The following is a 22,745-nucleotide window of genomic DNA, read 5'->3' as shown; positions in this document are numbered from 1 at the left end:
AGGGGTCCGCGTGCGAGTGCTCGCCGTTGTGCTGTTGCTGCTGTTCTCGGCCACGCCCGCGCAGGCCGCGACAGGCACGTACGTGCGCCTCGGGCACTTCTCGATGGACCAGGCGCGGGTCGACGCCACGCTCGACGGCGTCAAGCTCGGCACCCTCGACTACGCCGAGCTCTACGAGTACCGCCGCGTCGAGGCGGGGGAGCACGTCGTCGAGTTCCGCACGGCAGGGGCCGATCCCGGGAGCCCGGTGCTGCGGTCGGTGCTCGTGCAGGCAGGCGCGGGGAAGGCGTACACGGTCATCGACATCGCGTCCTCGATGAAGGTCCTCGAGGACGACGTCAGCCTGCCGCCGAACGGGCAGGCGCGGCTGCGCGTGATCAACGCCGGCGACGCCGAGATGGACCTGCTGCGCGGCAGCGTGTTCGTGCACCGCAACGTGCAGGCGAACTCCACGACCGGCTACGTCGTGATGCTGCCCGGCTCGGACGGGCTGCAGGTGCTGCCGCGCGGGAAGGACTCCACGACGCTGGAGGCCACGCTCGAACCCGGCGGCGTCTACTCGATGCTGGTCAGCGCGCGGCGGATCGAGCTGCGCACGGACGCCAAGGGCGCCGAGGTCGTGCCCGGCGGCGGGCAGGAGACCGGGTTCGGTGGCATGGCGGGCGGCTGGGACTGGCTCACCGCGCTCGTGATCGCGCTCATCGTGGGCGTCGCGATGTACTCGGTGCGCGGCCGGCTGTTCCGGTTCGGCTGATGGCCAAGGGCAAGCTCCTGATGGGAGCGGCCGTGCTGGTCACGCTGATCTACGTGGTCAAGGGTCCCGGCGCGGACGAGGTGCCGGAACCGGTGACGGTGCTGATCCCGTCGATCGGGGTCGACACGTCGCTGGAGGCGTTGAAGGTCGACTCCGCCGGGGTGCTGGAGCCGCCGACGCGCGCGGACAAGGCCGGGTGGTACGCCAAGGGCGTGGCGCCGGGGGACGCCGGTCCGGCGGTGATCGCGGGGCACGTCGACTCGAAGACCGGGCCCGGGGTGTTCTTCCGGCTGCCCGAGCTGCGGCCCGGCGCCGAGGTACTGGTCGAACGCGAGGACGGCAGCAAGCTCACGTTCGTCGTGAGCAGCACCCGCACGACGGAGAAGACCGCGTTCCCGACGGACGCCGTGTACGGGCCGACGCCGTTGTCGGAGTTGCGGCTGGTGACGTGCGGGGGCGAGTTCGACCGGGTCGCGGGCAGCTACCGGAACAACGTCATCGTGGACGCGGTGCTGAAAGTCTGACGGTCTCGTCGGCCCACCTCGTGAGCAGCGTGGTGTCGTGCGAGATCGCGAGAACACCCGCGTTCGACTCACGTTGGTAGGCGCGGATCACGCCGACCAGCGCGGCCGTCGTGGAGGCGTCCAGCATCGTCGTCATCTCGTCGCAGATCAGGTAGCGCGGGTTCAGCGCCAGCGCGCGGGCCAGGCAGGCGCGTTGCAACTGGCCGTCGCTGACCTCGTGCGGACGGCGGCCCAGCAGGTCGTCGGTGAGCATCACCAGCGAGGCCAGTTCGTCGACGCGGTCCTGGTTCTTCAACGGCTCCGCGATCGCCTGGCGGAGGGTGAACCGCGGATCGACGGACAGCCTGGGCTGTTGGAAGAGCACGCCGATCTTGGTGCGCTGCACGGCCTGGAACCGGAACCCGGTGACGGTCTCGCCGTCGATCTCCACGGTGCCGGCGAACGGCTTGTGCAGCAACGCGAGCACACGGGCCAAAGTGGACTTCCCGGACCCGCTCGGTCCGGCCAGGCCGACGGTCTGTCCCGGCTGGACGGTGAGACTGACGTCGGTGATCACCGGGTCGCGGTAGCCGGCGGTGATGCCGTTCGCGGTCAGCACGGGCGGTGGCACGCGACGGCGTGCGGGTCGTCGGTGAGCACGGGGCGGTCCTCGCAGATCGCGGTGGCCTGCTCGCAGCGCGGGGCGAACGCGCAGCCCGCCGGCAGGTCGGTGAGCAGGGGTGGCTGGCCGGGAATCGGCAGGAAGTCCCGTTCCGGCAGGGCGTTGGCGAGTCCCCGGCTGTAGGGGTGCTTCGCGTTGTCGAGCACCTCGTGGGCCGGGCCGACCTCCACGATCCGTCCCGCGTACATCACCGCGATCCGGTCGGCGATCTTGTGCGCCGCGGCGAGGTCGTGCGTGATCAGCAGGACGGCGTGGCCGTCGTCGACGAGCCTGCGGAACTCGTCCAGCAGCCCGTCCACGAGGTCGCGGTCGAGGCCGGTGGTCGGTTCGTCGGCGATCAGCAGCCACGGATCGCCGACGAGTGCCAGCGCGTTCGCGACGCGCTGCGCCATGCCACCGGACAACTGGTGTGGGTAGAGGTCGAGGTGCTCGGGCAGCAGCCCCGCACGTTCGGCGGCCTGAAGAGCGTCGCCGCCGAGCACTCGCGCGGCCTCTTCGAGCTGGGAACGCGCGGTGCGGACCGGCGTCAGGTGGCTCGCGGGGCTCTGCGGGACGAGGCCGATCTGCCGGCCGCGGATCGTGGTCGCGAGCTCGTGGTCGGTCGCCGCGAGCAGGTCCACGTCACCGAGCCGGGCACTGCCGGACGTCTCCGCGTTGCCGGGCAGGAACCCGAGCAGCGCCGACGCCAGCACCGTCTTGCCGCAGCCGCTCTCGCCGACCAGCGCCACGCACTCGCCGGGCCGGATGCGCAGCGACACGTCGTTCACAGCCTCGACGGTCGCGCCCTTGAGCGCGAACCGCACCGACACCCGGTCGATCTCCAGGTTCACCACGTCAACTCCGTGCGCCGCTTGGGGTTCAGCCGATCCCGCCACACACCGCTCACGCCGGACACCGCCAGCGTCGTGATGATCAGCAGCAGTCCCGGCGCCAGGGACATCCACCAGCCGCCGATCAGCAACGAGCGCTGGGCGTCGTTGATCATGTTGCCGATGCTGGCCGCGTGCGGCGGCAGACCGAGGCCCAGGAACGACAACGCCGTCTCGTGCCACACCGCGTGCGGCACCATCAGAGTGGTCGCGAGCAGGACCTGCGGGGCGACGTTCGGCAGCAGATGCCGGGTCATCACCTGCAGTCTCGAAGCGCCACCGACGATCGCCGCGTCGATGAACGGCCTGGTCCGCAGCGACAGCACCTCCGACCGCACGATCCTCGCGGCGGTGAGCCAGTGCGTGAGCGCGATCGAGATGATCACCGCGGAGAGACTCGGCCGCAGGATCGCGACGATCACGATGCCCAGCAACAGGTGCGGCACCGACGCGATGGCGTCGACCACGCGCATCAGGATCCGGTCGAACCAGCCGCCGATCGACCCCGCCAGCGCGCCGACCGCCGTGCCGACCAGTGCCGAGATCAGAGCGGCGACCACGCCGACGGTGAGGGACACCCTCAGCGCGTAAACGCAGCGCAGCAACACATCGCGCCCCAGCTCGTCGGTGCCGAACAGGTGCCCGGCGGACGGTGGCTGGTTGGCGATCGCGAGGTCGACGTACTGCTCGTTGAGCTCCACGAACAGCGGCACGACCAGAACGGTCAGCGCGACGACCCCGAGGATGATCGCGGAGGGCAGGAGCCGCCACTTCGGTGAGCGTGGCGGGCTCGCGGCGGTGAGGCGGCTGCGCGGGGCAGGACGCCAGAGCAGGTCAGCCATCGAGCGCCACCCTCGGGTCGGCCAGCGCGTACAGGACGTCGGCCAGCAGGTTGCCCAGCAACACCACACCCGTCGCCATCACGGTCAGCGCGCCCAGCAACGCGAAGTCGACGTTCAGCGCCGCCTCCACCGTCGCCCGCGCGATGCCCGGCCACGAGAACACCGTCTCCACCAGCAACGCCCCGGTGATCAGCTCGGGCAGCCGTGCGCCGAGGAGGGTCAGGAACGGCAGCAGCGAGGTGCGCAACGCGTGCCCCGACACCACGAGGTGGTCCGGCAGCCCGCGAGCCCGCGCTCCGATCACGTGGTCCTGCGTGAACGACTCGAGGAGGTTCTGCCGCACGAACAACACGAACCACGGCGCCTGCGAGATCGCGAGCACCGCCACCGGCAGCACCATGTGGACCGCGACCCCGCCGACGGACGGCGGTTCGGAGCCCGTGGTCACGCCACCACCGGGAAGCCATCGCAGCTGCAGAGCGAACACGTACAGCACCGCCAGGCCGAGCCAGAAGACCGGTGCCGCCTCGAGCGCGTAGCAGCTGCCCGTGATCGAACGGTCGAGCCACGACCCCTGCCGCCACGCCGCGAACGTGCCCAGCACCAGTCCGAGCACCAGCGCCAGCGTGAAGCCGACCGACACCAGCAGCACCGTCCACCCGAGACGGTCGCCGATCACCGCCGACACGGGTTGCTGCAACGACAGCGAGTCGCCGAGGTCGCCCGCCAGAGCGTGTCGCAGCCACGCCCAGTACTGGGCGACGACGGGTTCGTCCACGCCCCAGTTCTCGCGCAGCTGCGCGACGCGTTCCGGGGAGGCGCCGATGATCCGGACGCCGAAGTAGCGTTCGACGGGGTCGAACGGGCTGGCCTTGGCCAGCACGAACAGCGCGAAGCTGACCACGAGCAGCACCGGGACCGCGAAGGCCAGGCGCCGCAACGTGAACAGGCCGATCGACCGGGTCACGACTTCGGCGTCCAGCGTTCGAGGTTCCACCACACCGCGTGCACGAGGCCGTGGTCGTGCGGCTCGACCTGGGTCTCCTGGCCGTTCCACTTGTCGCGCAGCACGTAGGTGTGGTCGAGGAACACCAGGAACGCCCAGGCGGGATCGGCCGAGTAAGCCGTCTGGAACTCGTCGTAGGCCTTCTTGCGCGCGGCCGGGTCGAGGCTGCGGCGCGCGGTGTCGAGCGCGCTGTCCACAGTGGAGTTCTTGTACAGCGTCATGTTCACGTAGCCCGACTGCCCCGCGTACCGGGAATGCAGCAACGTGTACGCGGCCGTGTCCGGGTCGTACGGGTCGCCGCCGCCCCACACCGAGGCCGCTTCCTTCTGACGTTGCAGCATGATCTCGAACGTCGTGGCCTCGACGGGCGCGTCGATGCCGAGCTTCGCGATGTCGGAGGCCGTGGCGAGCGCCAGTTCCTTGCGCAGCACGTCCGGCGCGGGGTAGAGCACCGGCAGCTTCGCCGGCTGGCCGTCCTTCGCGCGCTTGCCGTCCGCGCCCTTGCGCCACCCGGCCTCGTCCAGCAGCTTCTCTGCCTCGGCGACGTTGTAACCGAACGCGGAACCGTCGTCGTACCAGTCCTTCAGGTACGGCGAGATCGGCGTGGACGCGGGCTTGCCGGAGCCCGCCAGCACGGCGTCGATCATGGCCTGGCGGTTGATGCCGAGGTTGATCGCGCGCCGGACCTGCGGCGACGAGGTGAGCGGCAGTTCGGACGGGATGCCCAGACCGCGGTAGTCGGCGGACGGGTTCTGCACGATCTTGTAGCCGGACCGGTCGCGGTACGTCTGGGCGAGCTTGGGCGGCAGCACCGTCCCGTCGAACTCGCCGGCGGCCATGCGGGTCGCGCGGGCGTTGTCGTCCGGCACGAAGACGACGGTCACGGACTTGATCGCGGGTGCGCCGCCCCAGTACTTCTCGTTGGCCTTCAACACCATCCGGTCGCCCTTGCGCCACGACTCGACGGTGTACGGGCCGGTGCCGACCGGGGTGGTGTTGAACGGCGTGCTGTTGATGTCGGTGCCCGTGAGCTTCGCGGCGGGCACGATGCCGAGTGCGAGTTGCTGCGCGAACGGGGCGTACGGGTACGAGAGCCTGAACTCGACGGTGCTCGCGTCGACCGCGTTGACCTCGGTCAGCGCGTCGAACCGGGAGGCGATCGTGGAGTTCACCTTCTTGTCCAGCACGGACCGGTAGGTGAACACGACGTCGTCGGCGGTCACCGGGGTGCCGTCCGAGAACGTGATGTCCTTGCGCAGCTTGGCCGTCCACGTCAGGCCGTCCGCCGACGCCGTCGGCAGTTCCGCGGCCAGCGCCGGTTTCAGAGCCAGCGAGGCGTCCCGCGTCACGAGCCCGTCGAAGATCTTCGCGGCGCCGTCCGGGGCGTAGCCGAGCACGGGGTTGAGGTTCTCCGGCTCACTGCCCGCGCCGATGACGATCGACGTGGCCGGCCCGGTCGTCGCGCCGTCGGGGGATGAACACCCCGCCACCAGAACGAGGGCCACCAGAACAGCTCGCCGCATGCAGATCCTCCCCAGAAGTCCGTGTTGCCGGGAGCAGCTAACAGCAAAGGACTTGCAATAGGCAAGATCTTGCATCTGTGCGCTCAAGCCGGACTCATGCCAGCATCGAGTCATGACCAACGGAGTGCATACCCACGAGCACAGTCACGGCGACACGACTCACACGCATCCGCATGGGGAACACGCGCACGATCACGTCGAGCATGAGCACACCCATACGCACGACGGAGAAACGCACTCACACACTCACGTGCATGACGCGGGTCACGTCGAGGAGCACTCGCACGCGCACTGAGGTCAGTGTGATTCGCGGCTCACGTCGCTGCCGCTGGAGCCGATCAGGAAGTCCAGGTCGGCTCCGGTGTCGGCGCCCAGGACGTGGTCGATGTAGAGCCGCTCCCAGCCGCGTTTCGGTGCCGCGAAGGCCGACGTCGTCGCGGCGTTCGGCGTGCGGGACAGGAAGTCCGGCGCTTCCACGTCGATGCGGCGGTTCTCCACGTCCAGCACGATGACGTCGCCCGTGCGGACCAGCCCGAGTGGTCCGCCCGCCGCGGCCTCTGGTGCCACGTGCAGGACGACGGTGCCGTACGCCGTGCCGCTCATGCGTCCGTCGCAGATCCGCACCATGTCGCGCACGCCCTGTTCCAGCAGCTTCTTCGGCAACGGCATGTTCGACACCTCGGGCATCCCCGGATAGCCACGCGGGCCGCAGCCGCGCAGCACCAGCACGGAGTCCGCGTCCACGTCGAGATCCGGGTCGTCGATGCGGGCGTGGAAGTCCTCGATGCTGTCGAACACCACGGCCTTGCCCCGGTGCTGCAGCAGATGAGCCGACGCGGCCGCCGGTTTGATCAAACATCCTGATGGCGCCAAATTGCCGCGCAGCACCGCGATCCCGCCCTCGGCGATGATCGGCTCCTGGCGACTCCTGATCACCTCCGGCTCCCAGATCGGCGCGTCGTCCAGGTGGTCGACGAGCGGGGTGCCGGTGACGGACAGGGCCAACGGATCGAGCAGGTCGCGGACTTCCCGCAGCACGGCCAGAAGCCCGCCCGCGCGGTGGAAGTCCTCCATCAGGAACCGGCCCGCCGGCTGGAGGTCGACCAGCAACGGCACGCCGGAGCCGATGCGGTCGAAGTCGTCCAGCGTCAGGTCGACGCCCAGCCGTCCCGCGATCGCGAGCAGGTGCACCACGGCGTTGGTCGAGCCACCGATCGCGGCCAGCGCCACGATCGCGTTGTGGAAGTTCGCCTTGGTGAGGAACGTGCTGGGGCGCCGGTCCTTCTCGATCAGCTCGACGATCAGCCGCCCGGTGCCGTGCGAGGCCTCCAGCAGCCTGCTGTCCGGCGCCGGGGTGCCCGCCACGCCGGGGACGGTGGTGCCCAGGGCCTCCGCGACCAACGCCATCGTCGACGCCGTGCCCATGGTGTTGCAGTGGCCGCGGCTGCGGATCATCGCCGATTCGGAGCGGGCGAACGCCTCCTGCGACAACGTGCCGGCGCGCACCTCCTCCGACAGCCGCCACACGTCCGTGCCGCAGCCCAGGGGAGTGCCGCGGAACGTGCCGGTCAGCATCGGCCCGCCGGGCACCACGACCGCAGGGATGTCGACGGACGCGGCGGCCATCAGCAGCGCCGGGATCGTCTTGTCGCACCCGCCGAGCAGCACCACGCCGTCGACGGGGTTGGCGCGCAGCATTTCTTCCGTCGCCATCGCGGCCATGTTGCGCCACAGCATCGCGGTGGGACGGACGTTGGTCTCGCCGAGTGACACGACGGGCAGGTTCAGCGGGATGCCGCCCGCCTCGTACACGCCGTTGGAGACAGACTGCGCGACCTCGTTCAGGTGCGCGTTGCACGGCGTCAGATCCGACGCGCTGTTGGCGATCGCGATCTGGGGCCGGGAGAAGGCGTCGTCCGGGACGCCGCGGCGCATCCAGGCGCGGTGGATGTAGGCGTTGCGGTCCTGACCTGCGTACCAGTGCTCGCTGCGTAGCCCCACTGCGCGCCTCCCAGTCGTCCTGTTCGACCTTAGCTACATCGGCAGGTCCGGCGGGAGTTGCAGCGCGATGGTGATCAGCGAGTGGACCCGGTTCGCGATCACCAACAGCAGGCCGTGCATCGCGGGTGACGCGGCGTCGGCGGCCTCCTGGAGGGTGCGCAGGTCCGTGTCGATCTGCCCGAGGACGGCCGCGGTGTCGGCGGGAGCGGCGGTGAACGCGCGGGCGATGTCCTCCAGGGGAAGACCGTGGACCTCCAGGCGTTGCACGAGGTGGATGCGGTCCACGTCGTCGCCGCGGTAGAGGCGGTAGTTGCTCGCGGTGCGCTGGGCGGGGCAGATCAGGCCCAGCGTCGTGTAGTAGTCGACGGTGCGGATGCTCACGCCGGCGCGGGCGGCGAGTTCGCCGATCTTCAGCAGTGCCTCGGCCACAGCGGTCACCTCCCCGTCACCGCAAACCATACAGTGCCACGTGCTACTGTTGGAACATGCCTGATGAAGCCGGTGTAGACGGCTGTAGTACGTGGCCGGGTGCGTCTTGTTGATCGCATCCGGCTTGCTCGCCATCGTGGTCCTGACCGTGGCCACGGGGTATTTCGTGGCTCAGGAGTTCGCGTACATGGCGGTCGACCGCGGTCGGCTGCAGCAGATGGCCGAGGGCGGCTCGAAGGCCGCCGAGCGTGCCTACCGCGTGACCCAGAAGCTCTCCTTCATGCTGTCCGGTGCCCAGTTCGGCATCACGGTGACGGCGTTGCTCGTCGGTTACGTGGCCGAGCCGCTGCTCGGCACCGGGCTCGGCGTGCCGGGCTCGATGGTGATCGCGCTGGCCTTCGCCACCTTCGTGCAGATGGTGCTCGGTGAGCTGTTGCCGAAGAACCTCGCGATCGCGCGGCCGGAACAGCTCGCGCTGGCGCTGAGCTCGTCGACCCTGGTGTACCTGAAGATCGCCGGCCCCGTGATCCGGTTGTTCGACGCGGCCGCGAACCGGTTGCTGCGCGCGCTCGGCATCGAACCCGTCGAGGAACTGCCGCAGGGCGCGACGCCCGAGGACTTCCGGCAGATCGTCGAGGAGGCGGGGGAGCAGGGGCACCTCGACGCCGAGCTGACCCGGCTGCTGGAGCACGGCATCGGCTTCCGCGAACTGGTCGCGGAACAGGCCATGACCCCGCGCGTCAACGTCCACACCGTGCGGTTCGACGAGCCCGCCGGTCGCGTGGTCTCGTTGCTGGACACCGGGAACTCGCGTTTCCCCGTGACCGGTGACGACCTCGACGACCTGCGCGGGGTCGTCGGGCTGGCCGAGGTGCTGACCCTGCCGCCGGAGGAACGGTCGGCCGTCGCGATCGGGAAGATCGCCTCGCCCGCGCTGGTGGTCCCGGCGACGCTGCCGCTGCCGGCCGTGCTGGAGAGATTGCGGACCGAACGCCGTCAGCTCGCCTGCGTGGTCGACGAGTTCGGCGGGTTCGCCGGCGTCATCTCGCTGGAGGACCTGGCGGAGGAGCTCGTCGGTGAGATCCACGACGAGGACGACCGGGTGGCCGACATGATCGAGAAGGTCGGCGACGACTGGCGCGTGCCGGGCCGCATGAGGCTGGACGAGGTCGAGGACGTCACCGGCGTGGAACTTCCGGGCGACGACTCGTACGACACGGTGTCCGGTCTGGTGCTGCACCAGCTGGGCCGCGTGGCCGAGGCCGGCGACGAGATCGAGATGAACGGAGTGCGCCTGGTGGTCACCGCGGTGGCGCGCAACGTGCCCGACTCGGTGGTGTTGTCCCGATGAGCATCGTCCTCTCCCTTGTACTGCTTGCTTTGAACGGCTTCTTCGTGGCCGCCGAGTTCGCGTTGATCGCGGCCAAGCGGCACCGCCTGGAGCAGGCCGCCGAGACGTCCCGGGCGGCCCGCGCCGCCGTGGCGGGCATTCGTGAGCTGTCGCTGATGCTCGCGGGCGCGCAGCTCGGCATCACGCTGTGCACGCTGGGTCTGGGCGCGCTGGCCAAACCGGCCGTCGCGGACCTGCTGGAACCGGCTTTGAGGCTGACCGGCCTGCCGGACGCGTTCGCGTACGGCGTCGCGTTCGCGATCAGCCTGGTGCTGGTGGTGTTCCTGCACATGGTCGTCGGCGAGATGGCACCGAAGTCGTGGGCCATCGCGCACCCCGAACGGTCGGCGCTGATCCTGGCGCTGCCGTTCCGCGCGTTCGCCCGCTCGGTCCGCTGGCTCCTCAGTGGACTGAACGCGGTGTCCAACGGCCTGCTGCGCCTGCTGAAGGTCGAGCCGCAGGACGAGCTGGCGCAGGCGCACCGGCCGGACGACCTGCGGATGCTGCTGCGCCAGTCCGCCGAGCACGGCCTGATTCCCGAGGCCCAGCAACGGTTGCTGACCAGGATGCTGCAGGTCCAGCGCACCACCGTGAGCGAGGTGATGGTGCCGGTCGCGGAGACGTCGACCGTCACCGAGCACACCACCGCGCGGGAGATCGAGCAGCGCAGCCTCCAGTGTGGACGGTCGCGCTTCCCGGTCACCGGCCTGGACGGCCGGTACGTCGGACTCGTGCACATCCGCGAGGCCATGCGTGCCACGGCCCGCGGCGAGGACCCGACGGCTCGCGAGCTGATGGGCCCGGTGCTGACGCTGCCGGCGTCGATGCCGGTGGCCCGGGCCGTGACGGCGATGCGCGCCGAACGCTCGCAGCTCGCGTTGGTCGAAGAAGGCGATGTCGTGGGCATCGCCGCATTGGAAGACCTCCTCGAAGAGCTGATCGGTGACTTCGAGGACGAAACCGACACCCGTCCGGTCGGCGTCCGCTGACCGGAGTTTCCTAGAGAGGGAAACACAAATGTTCAAGCGGATGCTCAGCGCCTTCGGCGTCGGTGGCCCGTCGGTCGACACCGTGCTGGACTCGCCGCACGCCACGCCCGGCCAGGTCGTCACCGGGCAGGTGCGCATCCAGGGTGGCAGCGCGGACGCCGAGATCGGCCAGGTCGTGCTGTCGCTCGTCACCCGCGTCGAGGTCGAGCGCGGTGACCACGAGTACAGCGGCGTGTCCGAGTTCCTGCGGGTCGTCGTGCAGCAGGGCGTGCGGGTCGGGGCCGGCCAGCTGGTCTCGATCCCGTTCCAGCTGCCGATCCCGTGGGAGACCCCGATCACCGCGGTGGGCGGCGGCCAGCTGCCCGGCATGACCGTGGGCGTGCGGACCGAGCTCGTGATCGCGGGCGCGCCGGACAAGGGCGACCTCGACCCCGTGCTGGTCCACCCGCTGCCGTCGCAGGACGCGGTGCTCAACGCGTTCGGGCAGCTCGGCTTCTCGTTCCGCAGCGCGGACGTCGAGGCCGGCCGCCTGCACGGCGTGCCGCAGGAGCTCGGTTTCTACCAGGAGATCGAGTTCTTCCCGCCGGCCCAGTTCGCCGGCGCCGTCCAGCAGGTCGAGCTGACGTTCGTGGCTTCGCCGCACGAGCTGTTCGTGATCCTGGAAGCCGACAAGCGCGGCGGCATGTTCTCGTCGGGCGGTGACGCGTTCGGGCACTTCCGCCTGTCGCACCAGGAGGCCGAGGTCGCCGACTGGGCGTCGTCCATCAACGGATGGCTGTCCCAGGTCGCGCAGCGCGGCGGCGGCATGCAGGGCTACGGCCAGCACGGTCACCACGGCGGTCACCACGGTCGCGGCGGGATGGGCATGGGCACGGTCGTCGCGGCCGGTGCCGCTGGTCTCGTCGGCGGCATGGTGGTCGGCGAGATGATGGACGACGCGTTCGAGGACTTCGGCGACTTCGGCGGCGAGTAGAGGTTTGCGCTCCGTCCACCGGGGTAACCGCGCCATGCGTCAAGCAGTCGGCGTTGCTACCCCGGTTGGACGGAGGGCGGTGACGACGTGATCGCGCTTGATTACGCGTTGAGGGTCACGCGGGAACTCGGCTTGAGCGGTGAGTCCTCGTGTGTGGACCGGCAGAAACCGCTGCGCGTGTACATCGCGGTGGATGGCAGGTTGCCCGGTCATCCTGACCACGACGTCGCCCTGTTGTGGACCGAACGGCACGGGTGGGCGATCGCCGTCGAGTCCGGTGCCGAGCTGACCGTGGTCGAGCACCTCGGTGGCGCCGTCGAACCCCCGCCGCCCACCGTCGCCCGCTGGGTGCGGCGCTTGATGGCTCAGAGCAGCTCGGCGGACGCCGTGAGTCCGGCGTCGCACGCCGGGCAGGTGGCCTGACCGAAGAAGACGCGCGCGACCTCGTCCTGAACGTTCGCCCTCGCCGGCAGCGTGGTGAACGCAGACCGGTCCGTCATGCCCATGATCAGATCACAGGCATGACGGACCGGTGAGCGGATTCAGTTAGACGGAGACCGTCTCCTGCTTCTTCTTCTCGGCCGGCAGCTCGTCGAGCGCGGTGCCCTCGACGTCGAGCTCCGGCAGCCAGCGCAGGAACTTCGGCAGCCACCAGGCGCGCTCACCGAGCAGGGCGAGCGCCGCGGGCACGAGCACCATGCGGACCACGAACGCGTCCACGAAGATGCCGACGGCCAGGGCGAACGCGATCGACTTCACGGTCGCCTCGCCGGCGGGGACGAAGCCCGCGAACACCGAGAACATGATCAGCGCGGCGGCCACGACGACCGGGGCGGCCTGGCGGAAGCCCGTGGTGATGGCCTCCAACGGCTTGGCGCCGCGGTGGTGCGCCTCGTGCATCCGGGACACCAGGAAGATCTGGTAGTCCATGGCGAGGCCGAACAGGATGCCGATCACCAGGATCGGCGTGAGGCTGATCAGCGGGCCGGTGCTCTCGAGGTTGACCGCGCTGGAAAGCCAGCCCCACTGGAACACCGCGACCGTGGCGCCGAGCGACGCACCGATGGTCAGCAGGAAGCCGAGCACACCGACCAGCGGCACCAGCAGCGAGCGGAACACCAGGATCAGCAGCACGAGCGCCAGGCCGACGACGACCGCCAGGTAGATCGGCAGCGCCTTGTCCAGGGACGTGGCCACGTCGACGCTCACCGCGGTGGCGCCGGTGACGTAGGCCTTGCCACCCTCCACATCGGACAGTTCGGCGCGCAGGTCGGCGACGAGCTTCTCGGTCTCGGTGCTGTCCGGGCCGGACTTCGGGATCACGGTGACCAGCGCGGCGTTGCCGTCCTGGCTCGGCTGCGCCGGCGTCACCATCGCGACGTCGGAGAGCTTGGCGAGCGGCTCGGACGCCTTGGTGGCCGTCGCGGCGGCTCCCTGGCCCTCGAACAGGACGATGATCGGGCCGTTGAAGCCCTCGCCGAAGCCCTTCGCGAGGATCTGGTCGGCACGCTCCTGCGTGGAGGCGGCCGGCGGCTTCTGGATCAGCGTGGTGTCCATGGACGCCACCGGGATCGCGACGATGCCGAGCGCCACGACCGACAGCAGCAGCGCGACGACGCGGTTGCGGGTGATCGCACCGGCCCAGCCGCGGATGACACCGCGGTCCTTGGGCTCGACGGGGTTCTCGACGGTGGCGGAGCGTTCCTTGCGGGTCAGCACGCGGCGGCCGAGCATGCTCAGCACCGCGGGCACCAGCGTGATGGCGATCAGGACCGACACGACGATCGTGGCGGCGGCCGAGACGCCCATCTGCGTGAGGAACGGGATGCCCGCGATCGCGAGGCCCACCAGCGCGATCACCACGGTCAGACCGGCGGTGACGACGGCGGAACCGGCGGTGCCGACCGCGGTCGCGACGGCGTGCCCGACGTCGGAGCCCCGGCGCAGTTCCTGGCGGTAGCGGTTGATGATGAACAACGAGTAGTCGATGCCGACCGCGAGCCCCAGCATCGAGGCGAGGATCGGCGTGGTCGACTGCAGGTCCATGAACCCGGTGGCGATCGTGATGCCGAGCGTGCCGATGCCGACGCCGATACCGGCGCTGAGCAGGTTCATGCCCGCGGTCACGAGCGAGCCGTAGGTCAGCGCGAGCACGACCAGCGCCAGCACGACACCGACGGCCTCGGTCGGGCCGCCGACGTGCGGCGTCTCCTGCATCGCGGTGCCGGTGACCTCGACGGTCAGCCCCGCCGCGCGAGCCTTGTCGACGGCCTTGGTCAGCTCGGCGCGCTGCTCGTCGGTGACCTCACCGGGCTTCACGTCGTAGGTGACGGTGCTGTAGCCGACGTTGACGTCGCGGTTGACACTCGGCGCGGCCGGGTCGAGCGGGTTCGTCGCCGACCGCACGCCCTTGAGCGCGGACTCGTCGGCCACCAGGTCGGTGATCGCCTTGACGTGCTGCGGCAGCTTCTGGCCGTCCGGGGCCTGCACGACGACCTTGGCCGACGCGGTCTCACCGGAGCCGAACTTCTCCTGGATGCGCTCCAGGGCGGTGGTCGACTCCTGGCCGGGGATGGACATCGAGTTGGACGTCTCACCGCCGAGCGTGAACGCGCCGACACCGGAGCCGATCAGCACGAGCAGCCAGATCAGGACGACCGGAAGGCGGTGCCGATACGCACCGAACCCCAGTTTGTAGAGCAGTTTCGCCATGATGGTCAGGCCTCCTGGTGCCCGAGTGCGTCGAAGCAGGTAGCGAGGATCAAGGGACGCCATGTCGTCTTGTCACCCTGTTGGTTGGCCAGCAGGGTGAGCACGGCCATGGAGCTCAGCGCGCCGACGATGCGGATCGCGCGGGGCAGTTCTTTCTCGGGGTCGATGACGAACATCTCGTTGAGGAGCAGCTCGTCCTGCGCCTGCTGCGGGTCCTCGCCCGGCGCCGTCATCGTCCGGAACAGCAGCGAGACCAGACCCGGCCGGTCCAGCGCGTGGTCGGTCAGCAGTTCCAGCGACCGGCGGTCCCGCTCGGACCCGGCGGGCAGCGAGGAGACCTGGTCGAGGACGTGCCGGGTCAGCACACGGCTCTGCTCCCACGCCGCTTCGAAGAGAGCGTCCTTGCTCGGGAAGTGGTGCAGCAGGCCGGCCTTGGACAGACCGACAGCGTCCGCGAGCGACTTCAACGAGGTCTGCTCGAAACCGTGCCGCGCGAAGAGCGCGGCGGCGGCGTCGAGGATCCTCTCGTCGACTCCGACCTTGGGCTGTCGTGGCATGAGACCGACTTTACGACGTTTACCGACCGGTTCGGTAGGTTTACCGACCGAAATGGTCGGTGGCGTTCGTCACCACAATGGGTGAGTGATCGAGTTTCGAGCTGTCGTCGAGGTGACAGGTGGTGACACCGTCGCGCTGTCCGCGCGGATGAGCCGTGAGGAGTTCGACGCCGCGCTCGCCGCCATCGCCGACTACGGCGCTGACGACGACGCGGTGTTCGGTCCTGAGCTGCTGCGCGCGCTGCTGGAGGAGGAGATGATCATCGCGGCGGGCGGGGTGCGGGTGTCGGACACCGCGACCGGGGTGCGGATCGAACCGGGCTGCTGCGTCGGTCTGGAGAACTGGCGGGACTGGGCCGGCCTGCTCGAGGGCGAGGAGCCGTGGCTCGGTCACTCCCGGCCTCCCGGGGTGGAGTTCGCCAAGGACGGGGTGAGGCTGTGGCCGCAGGACGAGCACAGGTACGGGCCTGCGTGCGACATCCCGGCCGAGGACCTGCGAAGGCACCTGGAGGGCGTGCGGCAGGACCTGGTCGGCTTCCTGGACCTGGTGCGGAAGTGGTCGCCGTACGAACTGGGAGAGGAGCTGGCCGCACGGTTCGACCAGGACTTCCACATCAGCGCGCCCCTGTGAGTCCACTGCTGTGAGAATGGCGCGATGTTCGTCTTCGACGCGGAGCTCTGGATCTGGGACGCCCGCCGCACGGAAACCTGGACCTTCGTGACGCTGCCCGAGGACGTCTCGGACCAGATCCGCGACGTCGCCACGCCCGGCCCCGGCTTCGGCTCCGTGAAGGTCCGTGCCGGAGTCGGCGCCAGCACGTGGTCGACGTCGGTGTTCCCGGACAAGCAGTCCGGCTGTTACGTGCTGCCGATCAAGGCCGCCGTGCGCAAGAAGAACGACGTCGGGCCGGGCGACGTCATCGAGGTGACCGTCGAGCTGGTCTAGGCGCTCCAGTCGATGTCGGCGTAGATCGCGGCGTGGTCGCTGGCCGCGTGCACCTCGTTCGTCATGGTTTCGTAGACGTCCCAACGGTTCTTGGTGCGCGGGCCGCGCCACACGCCCTTGCGGAAGACGCCGCCGCCGGTGGCCTTGGCGAACAGCTCCGGGGTGAGCAGGACGTAGTCGATCTTGCCCTTCTCGTTGACGCCGCGATAGGTGCCGAGCCGGTGGTCCCAGTCGAAGTTCTCGTGCTCGCTGATGTCCCGCAGGCCCGTGCGCTGGAACAACGGTCGCAGCGCCTCGCTGTCCGCGGTGTCGTTGAGGTCGCCGACGACGGCGATGTGCTCGTGGCCCTCGTCGCGCAGCCGGTTCACGATGCGGGCGATGCGGACGGCTTGGCGGAAGCGACGGCGGGCACCAAGAGGGTCGCCGGGGGCGCCGTAGCCCTTGGACTTCAGATGGTTCACGAGCACGACGACCTCGGGGCCGGCGGGCGTGCGGACGTGGTATTCGGCGCAGTCGCGGGAGAAGATCGTGCCCGAGCTGTCCCGCGCGTACACGTGCGTGCGGATGGTGATGACCTGATGTTCTTCTCGCGTCAGCAAACCGACGTTGATGCCGCGCTCGTCGTTGCCGTCGATGAGGTGGACTTCCTCGTACGGGGTCCAGCCGACGTGCTTGAGCATGCTGGCGGAGAACATGTGCAGCAGTTCGCGCGACTCGGCCTCGACCACGCCGAGGACGTCTGCGCCGACGTCGCGCATCACCTGTGCGGTGTGCCGCGTGGCGAGTTCGCTGATGGGTTCGGTGGTGAGCTCCACCCAGCCGACCCAGGACTCGCGTCCGCTTGCCACGACTGAGGTTTCGCCGGTGCGGTGGCGCGCGAGGAAACGGCCGCGGATGCGCCGCAGGATCGCGTACTTGCTCCGGTCGCTCCTGAGCAACTCCAGCGTCGTCAGGTGTTCCTTGAGCTCTTCCTTGACTTCCGGCGTGTAGGTCTCGGCGGCGATGAGTTCGTTGAACCGGGCGTGGGCGGCCAGAGTCGGGGCCGCGTGTTTGGTGGCGTTGCGGCCCATCACTTTGGGGCGTTCGAACATGTTCTCCACGTTGAACGACCCGATCCGCGTGGTGCTCACGACTTCAGGGTCGCATGTGGAGGAACGTGTTCGCCCTGGTCCGCTCGGGTGATCTTTCGCTGCGCCGATGGTGGAGGGCCCCGGTGGCTGGGCTGCCGGATGTGGTGGGGCCCTCCGCGAGAACGACTTTGCCCGTTTGGCCGAGGACGAACCTAGGATGAACCTTGAATCCACTGGCTGAGGGGTGATCTTGGAGTTCGGGCTGCTCGGCGCCGTCGAGGTGCGCGACCGGGGTGAGTCGGTCGAGATCGGCCACGTCCGGCAACGGTCTGTGCTGGTCGCGCTGCTGATGGAGGAGGGACGGCCGGTTCCGGTCGACCGGCTGCTCGACCGCGTCTGGGGCGAGCGGGCGCCGCTGCGAGCGCGCGAGACGCTCTACGGCTACGTGTCAAAGCTCCGTAAGCTCCTGGAACTGGACATCGAGCGCTCACCGGCCGGATATCACCTCACGGTCGATCCGGCGCAGGTCGACCTGTTCCGCTTCCGGGCCTTCGTGCGCGACCGCGACTTCGACGCGGCGCTCGGGCTGTGGCGCGGCCAGGCGTTGGACGGGCTCGAGTCGCCGTGGTTCGACGCGCTGCGCGAGAGCCTGCACGCCGAACGCGTCGCCGCCGAACTGGATCGCAACGACGTGGCGCTCGCGGACGGCCGGCACGCCGCGCTGCTGCCCTCGTTGCGGCAGCTGGCCGGCGAACGCCAGCTCGACGAACGCCTTGCCGCGCAACTGATGCTGGCGCTGCACCGGTCGGGCAACGACGCGGAGGCGTTGCGGCACTACGAGATCGTGCGTCACCGCCTCGCCGACGAGCTCGGCGTCGATCCGAGCAAACCGTTGCAGGACATGCATCAGCGGATTCTCAACGGCAGCGTGGAGGAACGCGCCGCCGGACCCAGGCAGCTGCCCGCGCCGCACCCGTGGTTCACCGGCCGCACCGGCGAACTGGCCGCGCTGGGCTCGGCCGGCACCGTCGTGATCACCGCGATCGGCGGGACGGGCGGCATCGGCAAGACCGCGCTGGCACTGCACTGGGCGCACCGGCACCTCGCCGAGTTCCCGGACGGTCAGCTCTACGTGAACCTGCGCGGCTTCGACCCGTCCGCCGGGCCGACGCCGCCGGAGACGGTGCTGCGCGAGTTCCTGGAGGCGCTGGGGGAGGAGACGATCCCGGCGGGCCTGGACGCACGCGCCGCGCGCTACCGCAGTGTGGTCGCGGGCCGGCGGATGCTGGTGCTGCTCGACAACGCCCGCTCCACCGAGCAGGTCGTGCCGCTGCTGCCGGGTTCGGACGCGACGGTGCTGGTCACGAGCCGCCTCAAGCTCGCAGGGCTGGTGGCCGCGCACGGCGCGCGCTCGGTGTCGTTGGACGTGCTGAACCCGGCCGACGCCCGGGAGTTCCTCGTGGCCAGGCTGGGCGCCGAGCGCGTGGCGGCCGAACCCGAGGTGGTCGCGGACCTGGTGAGCTGGTGCGGAGGCCTGCCGCTGGCGTTGTCGATCGTCGCCGCGCGGGCCGCGATGGAACCGGACTTCCCGCTGGCCGCGTTCGCCGGGGAACTGCGCGAGCAGCCGCTCGACGCGCTGGACGCGGGCGAGATCGGCACGAACCTGCGGACGGTGTTCTCGTGGTCCGTGGCGGCGCTGTCGGAGGAGGCGGCACGCGCGTTCGGCCTGCTCGGCACCGTCGGCACGGCGGACGTGAGTCTCGCGGCGGCCGCGGCGTTGCTGGACCGCGCGGTCGCGCGGGCGCGGATGGTGTTGCGGGAGCTGGAGAACGCGCACCTGGTGCACCAGCACGTACCGGGCCGGTACCGGATGCACGACCTGGTCGGCCTGTACGCGGCGGACCTTCCCGCCGACGCCGGCACGCGGCTGGCCGACTTCTACGCCGCCACCGCACGCGCCGCCGCGCTCGCTCAGGAGCCGCACAAACCGTTGCCGGAGCACGAAAGCGGCCACACGCTCGTGTTCGAGAGCAACGCCGCCGTGATGGCGTGGTTCGACGCGGAGCACGCCTGCCTGGTCACCGAGCAACGGCAAGCCCTGGAACGCGGCGCTTTCGACGTGGCCTGGATGATCGGCCGCACGCTGAACAACTACCACCTGCGGCGCGGGCGCACGTTCGACGACGTGGAGGCCTGGCTGGCGGCGCTGCGGGCAGCCGAGGCCATGGGGGAGGAGTCCAAGCAGGCGACCGCGCACATGTGCCTCGGTGCGGACTACGTCGAGCTGGGCCAGTCCGCGTTGGGACACCAGCACTTCGAGCGCAGCCTGGAGTTGTTCGCGCGCAACGACGACCCCGTGGCGCACGGTGCCGCCCACCGGTCGATCGCGTGGGCGGCCGAGTTCGAGGGCGACCTGGAGAAGGCGCTGGAGCACTCGGTGCTCGGACTGGAGAAGTTCCGCGTCGCCGGGTCGGAGGTCCGCGAGGCCGAGTCGCTGAACGAGGTCGGCTGGCGCTACGCGTGCCTGGGCCGTTACGCCGAAGCCAGGACGTTCTGCGAGGAGGCCATGCTCCTCAACACCAAGCTCGGTCACGTGGAGGGGATCGCCGCGACGCTGGACAGCCTGGCGCACATCGCCCGCCACGACGACCGTCACGCCGACGCGATCACGCACTACGGCGAGGCGCTGGCGCTGTACCGGGAACTGGACAACTCCGCCGAGCTGGCCAAGGTGCTGGAGCACCTCGGTGACGTGCACGCCGAGGCCGGCGAGGACGAGCGGGCGCGCGAGCACCGGGAACGCGCTCTGGAGCTCTACCGGGAGCAGGGCCGCGACGCGGAGGCCGCGGCCCTGGCAGCCCGCATCTAGACCCGGCTCATCTGCCGGCCGCTCTCGATCAGCTCGTCGGTGAACGAGTCGAGCGCCTGGGCGAAGTCGCGCTGGTCCGGCTCGTGCCAGTCCTGCAGCTGGTCGAGCAGCCAGCGCCGCCACGCCCGCACGAGCTGTGTGAACACCTCCACGCCCTCGTCGGTGAACCGGTAGCCGTCGTCGCCGAACGCCAGGTGCCCGGACCGCACGAGTGCCTGCGCGGTCGGTTCGAAGATGCCGCCGGGCACCTTCGTCATCTCAGCGATCTCGTCGAGCGTGGCGACGCCGTCGTCCGTCGACGCCCGGTACACGCGGCCGAGCAGCCACGCCTGTTCCAGCGGCAGGTCGACGCCGGACCGCCGGAGCACGGCCAGGCCGGGGTCCTCGTCGGACTTCGAGACGACCGTCGAGACCAGCTTGCGCAGTTCGTCGTAGGAGTTCGACGGCGGTGCGGCGAAGCTCTCGCCCACGCCGCTGTTGCCCGCCGCGGCGGCGCGGGACGTGTCGCGCAGCTGGACCTGCGGCAGGAAGAACGCCACCGCGAGTGCGACCAGGCCGATCGGTGCGGCGATCAGGAACATCATCTGCACGGTCTCGGCGTACCCGGCGACGATCGGGGCCCTGATCGCGTCCGGCAGCGCGTGGACCGCGGCCGGGCCGGCGATGGCGCGCGGGTCGACGCCCTGCGGGATCACCAGGTGCTTCGGCAGCTGGTTGGCGTAGATCGTGCCGAAGATCGCGACTCCGAACGAACTGCCCATCGTGCGCAGGAAGCTGATGCCGGACGTGGCCACGCCGAGGTCGGTGTAGTTCGTGGTGCTCTGCACGACGATCACCGGCACCTGCATCACCAGGCCGATGCCCGCGCCCAGCACCATCATGAACGCGCCCATCTCCCAGTAGCTCGTGTCCGCGTCCAGGAGGGACAACAGGAACAGGCCGATGGTGAGCCCGACCGAACCGACGATCGGGAAGATCCGGTACTGGCCGGTGCGGCTGATCGTGTTGCCGGTGAACAGGGCCGTCGACATCAGACCGACGATCAGCGGCAGCATCCACAGCCCGGACGCCGTGGCCGACTCGCCGCGCACGTACTGCAGGTAGATCGGCAGGTACGTGATGCCGCCGAGCATCGCGAACCCGACGACGAAGCTCAGGATGCCCGACACCGTGAACACCCTGCTGCGGAACAACCTCATCGGCAGCATCGGCTCGGCCGCGCGTTGTTCCACGAGCACGAACGCGACCAGCAGCACGATCGATCCGGCCGCCATCCACAGGATCGTCGGCGACGTCCACGCGTACTCGGTGCCGCCCCAGCTCGTGACCAGCGTCAACCCGGTGGCGGCCAGGGCGATCAGCGCGATGCCGGCGTAGTCGATCTTCGGGCTGCCCGCCGCCTTGATCGTGGGCAGCGCGGCGATCGCGATCAGCACCACGGCGATGCCGAGCGGGATGTTCACGTAGAACGCCCAGCGCCAGCTCAGGTGGTCGACGAACAGCCCGCCGAGCAACGGCCCCGCCACGGTCGCGATGCCGAACACCGCGCCCGCGAACCCCTGGAACTTGCCGCGTTCCTTGAGCGGCACGACGTCCGCGATGATCGCCGTCGAGGTGACCATCAACCCGCCGGCGCCCAGGCCCTGGACCGCGCGGAACGCGATGAGCATGCCCATCGACTCCGACCAGCCCGCGAAGAACGAGCCGATCAGGAACAGCGCGACGCTGACGACGAACGTCTTCTTGCGCCCGTAGAGGTCGCCGAACTTGCCGATCAGCACGGTCATGATCGTCTCGGCGAGCAGGTACGACGTCACCACCCACGACAGGTGCGCGCCACCACCCAGGTCCGCCACCATCGTGGGCAGCGCGGTGGACACGATGGTCTGGTCGAGAGCGGCCAGCAGCATGGCGAGGAGGACGGCCGCGACGACCAGGTTCCGCCTGCGAGTGTCGATCATCTCGGGCACGCAGGGGATGATCGCGCAGGTTGGACGACCTCGCAGGGGGAGGAACACGATGGGGGCCAAGGCCGCTTTGGTGGCGTTCGGCGACGTGCGGGCGGCGGTGCGCGCCGGTGGTGCGCCCGATCGTTCGGCGGCGGAGGCGGTGGTCCGGGCGTTGCGGCCGGGCTGCGCGGTCGAGCCGGTCGGGGACAGCGAACTGGCGGACGAGATCTACCCCGGTGACGGGTTCACGTACGTCGCGGTGTTCCCGGATGCCACGATCGTGTGCGATCAGGAGTTGGCGACCTGGCCCGTTCAGGAGCACGTCCTGGAGTACGCGGGCGATCGTCCGCTGAAGGTGTTCGCCCAGCACTCCGGTTCGGGGTGGCTGGCGTTCGCCGAGTGGGCCGCGGACGGCACGCTGCTCCGGTCGCACAACTCCGAGTCGTACGACCAGTACGAACTCGCGGATTCGGTCGCGACGGAGATGTTCGGCTTCACGGCAGAGGGCCCACCGGACCACGTCGTGCTGCACGGTTTCCGCGTGACGCGTTCGGACCACCCTGAACGGGATGCCGTCCTCGACGCCGCGGTGGCCGCGATGGTCCGGAGCGGCCCGCGGCGGATGACGATCGGGCCGGACGGCTCGCTGGTCCCGATCACCGAGCCGTCCTAGGCTCGGGA

Annotated in this window: 21 protein-coding genes; 10 read left to right on the top strand and 11 right to left on the bottom strand. The window is 69.9% G+C overall.

Annotated elements, in window-relative coordinates; all coding sequences use genetic code 11:
* The first annotated feature begins 10 nt into the window (after positions 1 to 10).
* Positions 11 to 754 (top strand): DUF4397 domain-containing protein, encoded by a 744-nt coding sequence (locus SK854_RS37755; protein ID WP_319979943.1) that lies wholly within the window; start codon positions 11 to 13, stop codon positions 752 to 754.
* The gene (locus SK854_RS37750) at positions 754 to 1,278 is read left to right on the top strand and encodes a class F sortase (protein WP_319979942.1); all 525 of its coding nucleotides are present in this window, start codon (positions 754 to 756) and stop codon (positions 1,276 to 1,278) included. The genes SK854_RS37755 and SK854_RS37750 overlap by 1 nt, the downstream gene beginning before the upstream one ends.
* On the opposite strand, the gene SK854_RS37745 is transcribed toward SK854_RS37750, so the two are convergent.
* From SK854_RS37745 to SK854_RS37715, 7 genes are all read right to left on the bottom strand, one after another.
* The gene (locus SK854_RS37745) at positions 1,250 to 1,888 is read right to left on the bottom strand and encodes an ABC transporter ATP-binding protein (protein ID WP_319979941.1); all 639 of its coding nucleotides are present in this window, start codon (positions 1,886 to 1,888) and stop codon (positions 1,250 to 1,252) included. The genes SK854_RS37750 and SK854_RS37745 overlap by 29 nt on opposite strands.
* The gene (locus SK854_RS37740) at positions 1,870 to 2,772 is read right to left on the bottom strand and encodes an ABC transporter ATP-binding protein (RefSeq protein WP_319979940.1); all 903 of its coding nucleotides are present in this window, start codon (positions 2,770 to 2,772) and stop codon (positions 1,870 to 1,872) included. Before SK854_RS37740 ends, SK854_RS37745 begins: the two co-directional genes overlap by 19 nt.
* Complete coding sequence (locus SK854_RS37735; protein WP_319979939.1) at positions 2,766 to 3,650, bottom strand: ABC transporter permease; 885 nt, start codon at positions 3,648 to 3,650, stop codon at positions 2,766 to 2,768. The genes SK854_RS37740 and SK854_RS37735 overlap by 7 nt, the downstream gene beginning before the upstream one ends.
* Positions 3,643 to 4,647, bottom strand: coding sequence for an ABC transporter permease (locus tag SK854_RS37730; RefSeq protein WP_319979938.1), 1,005 nt, complete (start codon positions 4,645 to 4,647; stop codon positions 3,643 to 3,645). Before SK854_RS37730 ends, SK854_RS37735 begins: the two co-directional genes overlap by 8 nt.
* Positions 4,614 to 6,179 (bottom strand): ABC transporter substrate-binding protein, encoded by a 1,566-nt coding sequence (locus SK854_RS37725; protein WP_319979937.1) that lies wholly within the window; start codon positions 6,177 to 6,179, stop codon positions 4,614 to 4,616. The genes SK854_RS37730 and SK854_RS37725 overlap by 34 nt, the downstream gene beginning before the upstream one ends.
* A 297-nt stretch (positions 6,180 to 6,476) precedes the next feature.
* The gene (locus tag SK854_RS37720; RefSeq protein ID WP_319979936.1) at positions 6,477 to 8,180 is read right to left on the bottom strand and encodes a dihydroxy-acid dehydratase; all 1,704 of its coding nucleotides are present in this window, start codon (positions 8,178 to 8,180) and stop codon (positions 6,477 to 6,479) included.
* A 33-nt stretch (positions 8,181 to 8,213) separates the two neighbouring features.
* Complete coding sequence (locus SK854_RS37715) at positions 8,214 to 8,609, bottom strand: helix-turn-helix domain-containing protein (RefSeq protein ID WP_319979935.1); 396 nt, start codon at positions 8,607 to 8,609, stop codon at positions 8,214 to 8,216.
* Positions 8,610 to 8,715: 106 nt separating this feature from the next.
* Between SK854_RS37715 and SK854_RS37710 the strand changes: the two genes are divergently transcribed.
* The 4 genes from SK854_RS37710 (at position 8,716) to SK854_RS37695 (ending at position 12,384) form a co-directional block, all read left to right on the top strand.
* Positions 8,716 to 9,960 (top strand): hemolysin family protein, encoded by a 1,245-nt coding sequence (locus tag SK854_RS37710; RefSeq protein WP_319979934.1) that lies wholly within the window; start codon positions 8,716 to 8,718, stop codon positions 9,958 to 9,960.
* Positions 9,957 to 10,988 (top strand): hemolysin family protein, encoded by a 1,032-nt coding sequence (locus tag SK854_RS37705; RefSeq protein ID WP_319979933.1) that lies wholly within the window; start codon positions 9,957 to 9,959, stop codon positions 10,986 to 10,988. Before SK854_RS37710 ends, SK854_RS37705 begins: the two co-directional genes overlap by 4 nt.
* Positions 10,989 to 11,016: 28 nt before the next feature.
* Entirely contained in the window at positions 11,017 to 11,961 is a 945-nt protein-coding gene (locus tag SK854_RS37700; protein WP_319979932.1) for a sporulation protein, read from the top strand.
* Between the two features lie 87 nt (positions 11,962 to 12,048).
* A complete protein-coding gene (locus SK854_RS37695) occupies positions 12,049 to 12,384 on the top strand; it encodes a DUF6292 family protein (RefSeq protein ID WP_319979931.1) in 336 nt (111 codons plus the stop codon).
* A 123-nt stretch (positions 12,385 to 12,507) separates the two neighbouring features.
* Here the strand turns inward: SK854_RS37695 and SK854_RS37690 are convergent, their stop codons facing one another.
* Together SK854_RS37690 and SK854_RS37685 are read right to left on the bottom strand one after the other, a co-directional pair.
* On the bottom strand, positions 12,508 to 14,673 hold the full coding sequence (locus SK854_RS37690; RefSeq protein WP_319979930.1) for an MMPL family transporter: 2,166 nt from the start codon (positions 14,671 to 14,673) through the stop codon (positions 12,508 to 12,510).
* A gap of 5 nt (positions 14,674 to 14,678) precedes the next feature.
* Positions 14,679 to 15,230, bottom strand: coding sequence for a TetR/AcrR family transcriptional regulator (locus SK854_RS37685; protein WP_319979929.1), 552 nt, complete (start codon positions 15,228 to 15,230; stop codon positions 14,679 to 14,681).
* A gap of 85 nt (positions 15,231 to 15,315) precedes the next feature.
* On the opposite strand from SK854_RS37685, the gene SK854_RS37680 reads away from it, so the two are divergent.
* Positions 15,316 to 15,861, top strand: a complete 546-nt coding sequence (locus tag SK854_RS37680; RefSeq protein ID WP_319979928.1) for a hypothetical protein — start codon at positions 15,316 to 15,318, stop codon at positions 15,859 to 15,861.
* Positions 15,862 to 15,885: 24 nt separating this feature from the next.
* Positions 15,886 to 16,176, top strand: coding sequence for a DUF1905 domain-containing protein (locus tag SK854_RS37675; RefSeq protein ID WP_319979927.1), 291 nt, complete (start codon positions 15,886 to 15,888; stop codon positions 16,174 to 16,176).
* Here the strand turns inward: SK854_RS37675 and SK854_RS37670 are convergent.
* Positions 16,173 to 17,306 carry an endonuclease/exonuclease/phosphatase family protein gene (locus SK854_RS37670; protein WP_319979926.1) on the bottom strand — a complete coding sequence of 378 codons (1,134 nt, stop codon included), beginning with the start codon at positions 17,304 to 17,306 and terminating at the stop codon, positions 16,173 to 16,175. The two genes, SK854_RS37675 and SK854_RS37670, sit on opposite strands and share 4 nt — an antisense overlap.
* 190 nt (positions 17,307 to 17,496) lie before the next feature.
* Between SK854_RS37670 and SK854_RS37665 the strand changes: the two genes are divergently transcribed.
* On the top strand, positions 17,497 to 20,115 hold the full coding sequence (locus SK854_RS37665) for an AfsR/SARP family transcriptional regulator (RefSeq protein WP_319979925.1): 2,619 nt from the start codon (positions 17,497 to 17,499) through the stop codon (positions 20,113 to 20,115).
* On the opposite strand, the gene SK854_RS37660 is transcribed toward SK854_RS37665, so the two are convergent.
* Positions 20,112 to 22,076: an MDR family MFS transporter gene (locus SK854_RS37660; RefSeq protein ID WP_319980055.1), complete on the bottom strand. Its 1,965-nt coding sequence runs from the start codon at positions 22,074 to 22,076 to the stop codon at positions 20,112 to 20,114. The two genes, SK854_RS37665 and SK854_RS37660, sit on opposite strands and share 4 nt — an antisense overlap.
* Positions 22,077 to 22,134: 58 nt before the next feature.
* Here SK854_RS37660 and SK854_RS37655 point away from each other — a divergent pair, with 58 nt between their 5' ends.
* Positions 22,135 to 22,737, top strand: coding sequence for a DUF6928 family protein (locus tag SK854_RS37655; protein WP_319979924.1), 603 nt, complete (start codon positions 22,135 to 22,137; stop codon positions 22,735 to 22,737).
* Positions 22,738 to 22,745 lie beyond the last annotated feature (8 nt).

This window comes from Lentzea sokolovensis (assembly GCF_033949975.1).
Lineage (GTDB): Bacteria > Actinomycetota > Actinomycetes > Mycobacteriales > Pseudonocardiaceae > Lentzea > Lentzea sokolovensis.
This window is presented reverse-complemented; position numbering and strand designations above follow the sequence as displayed.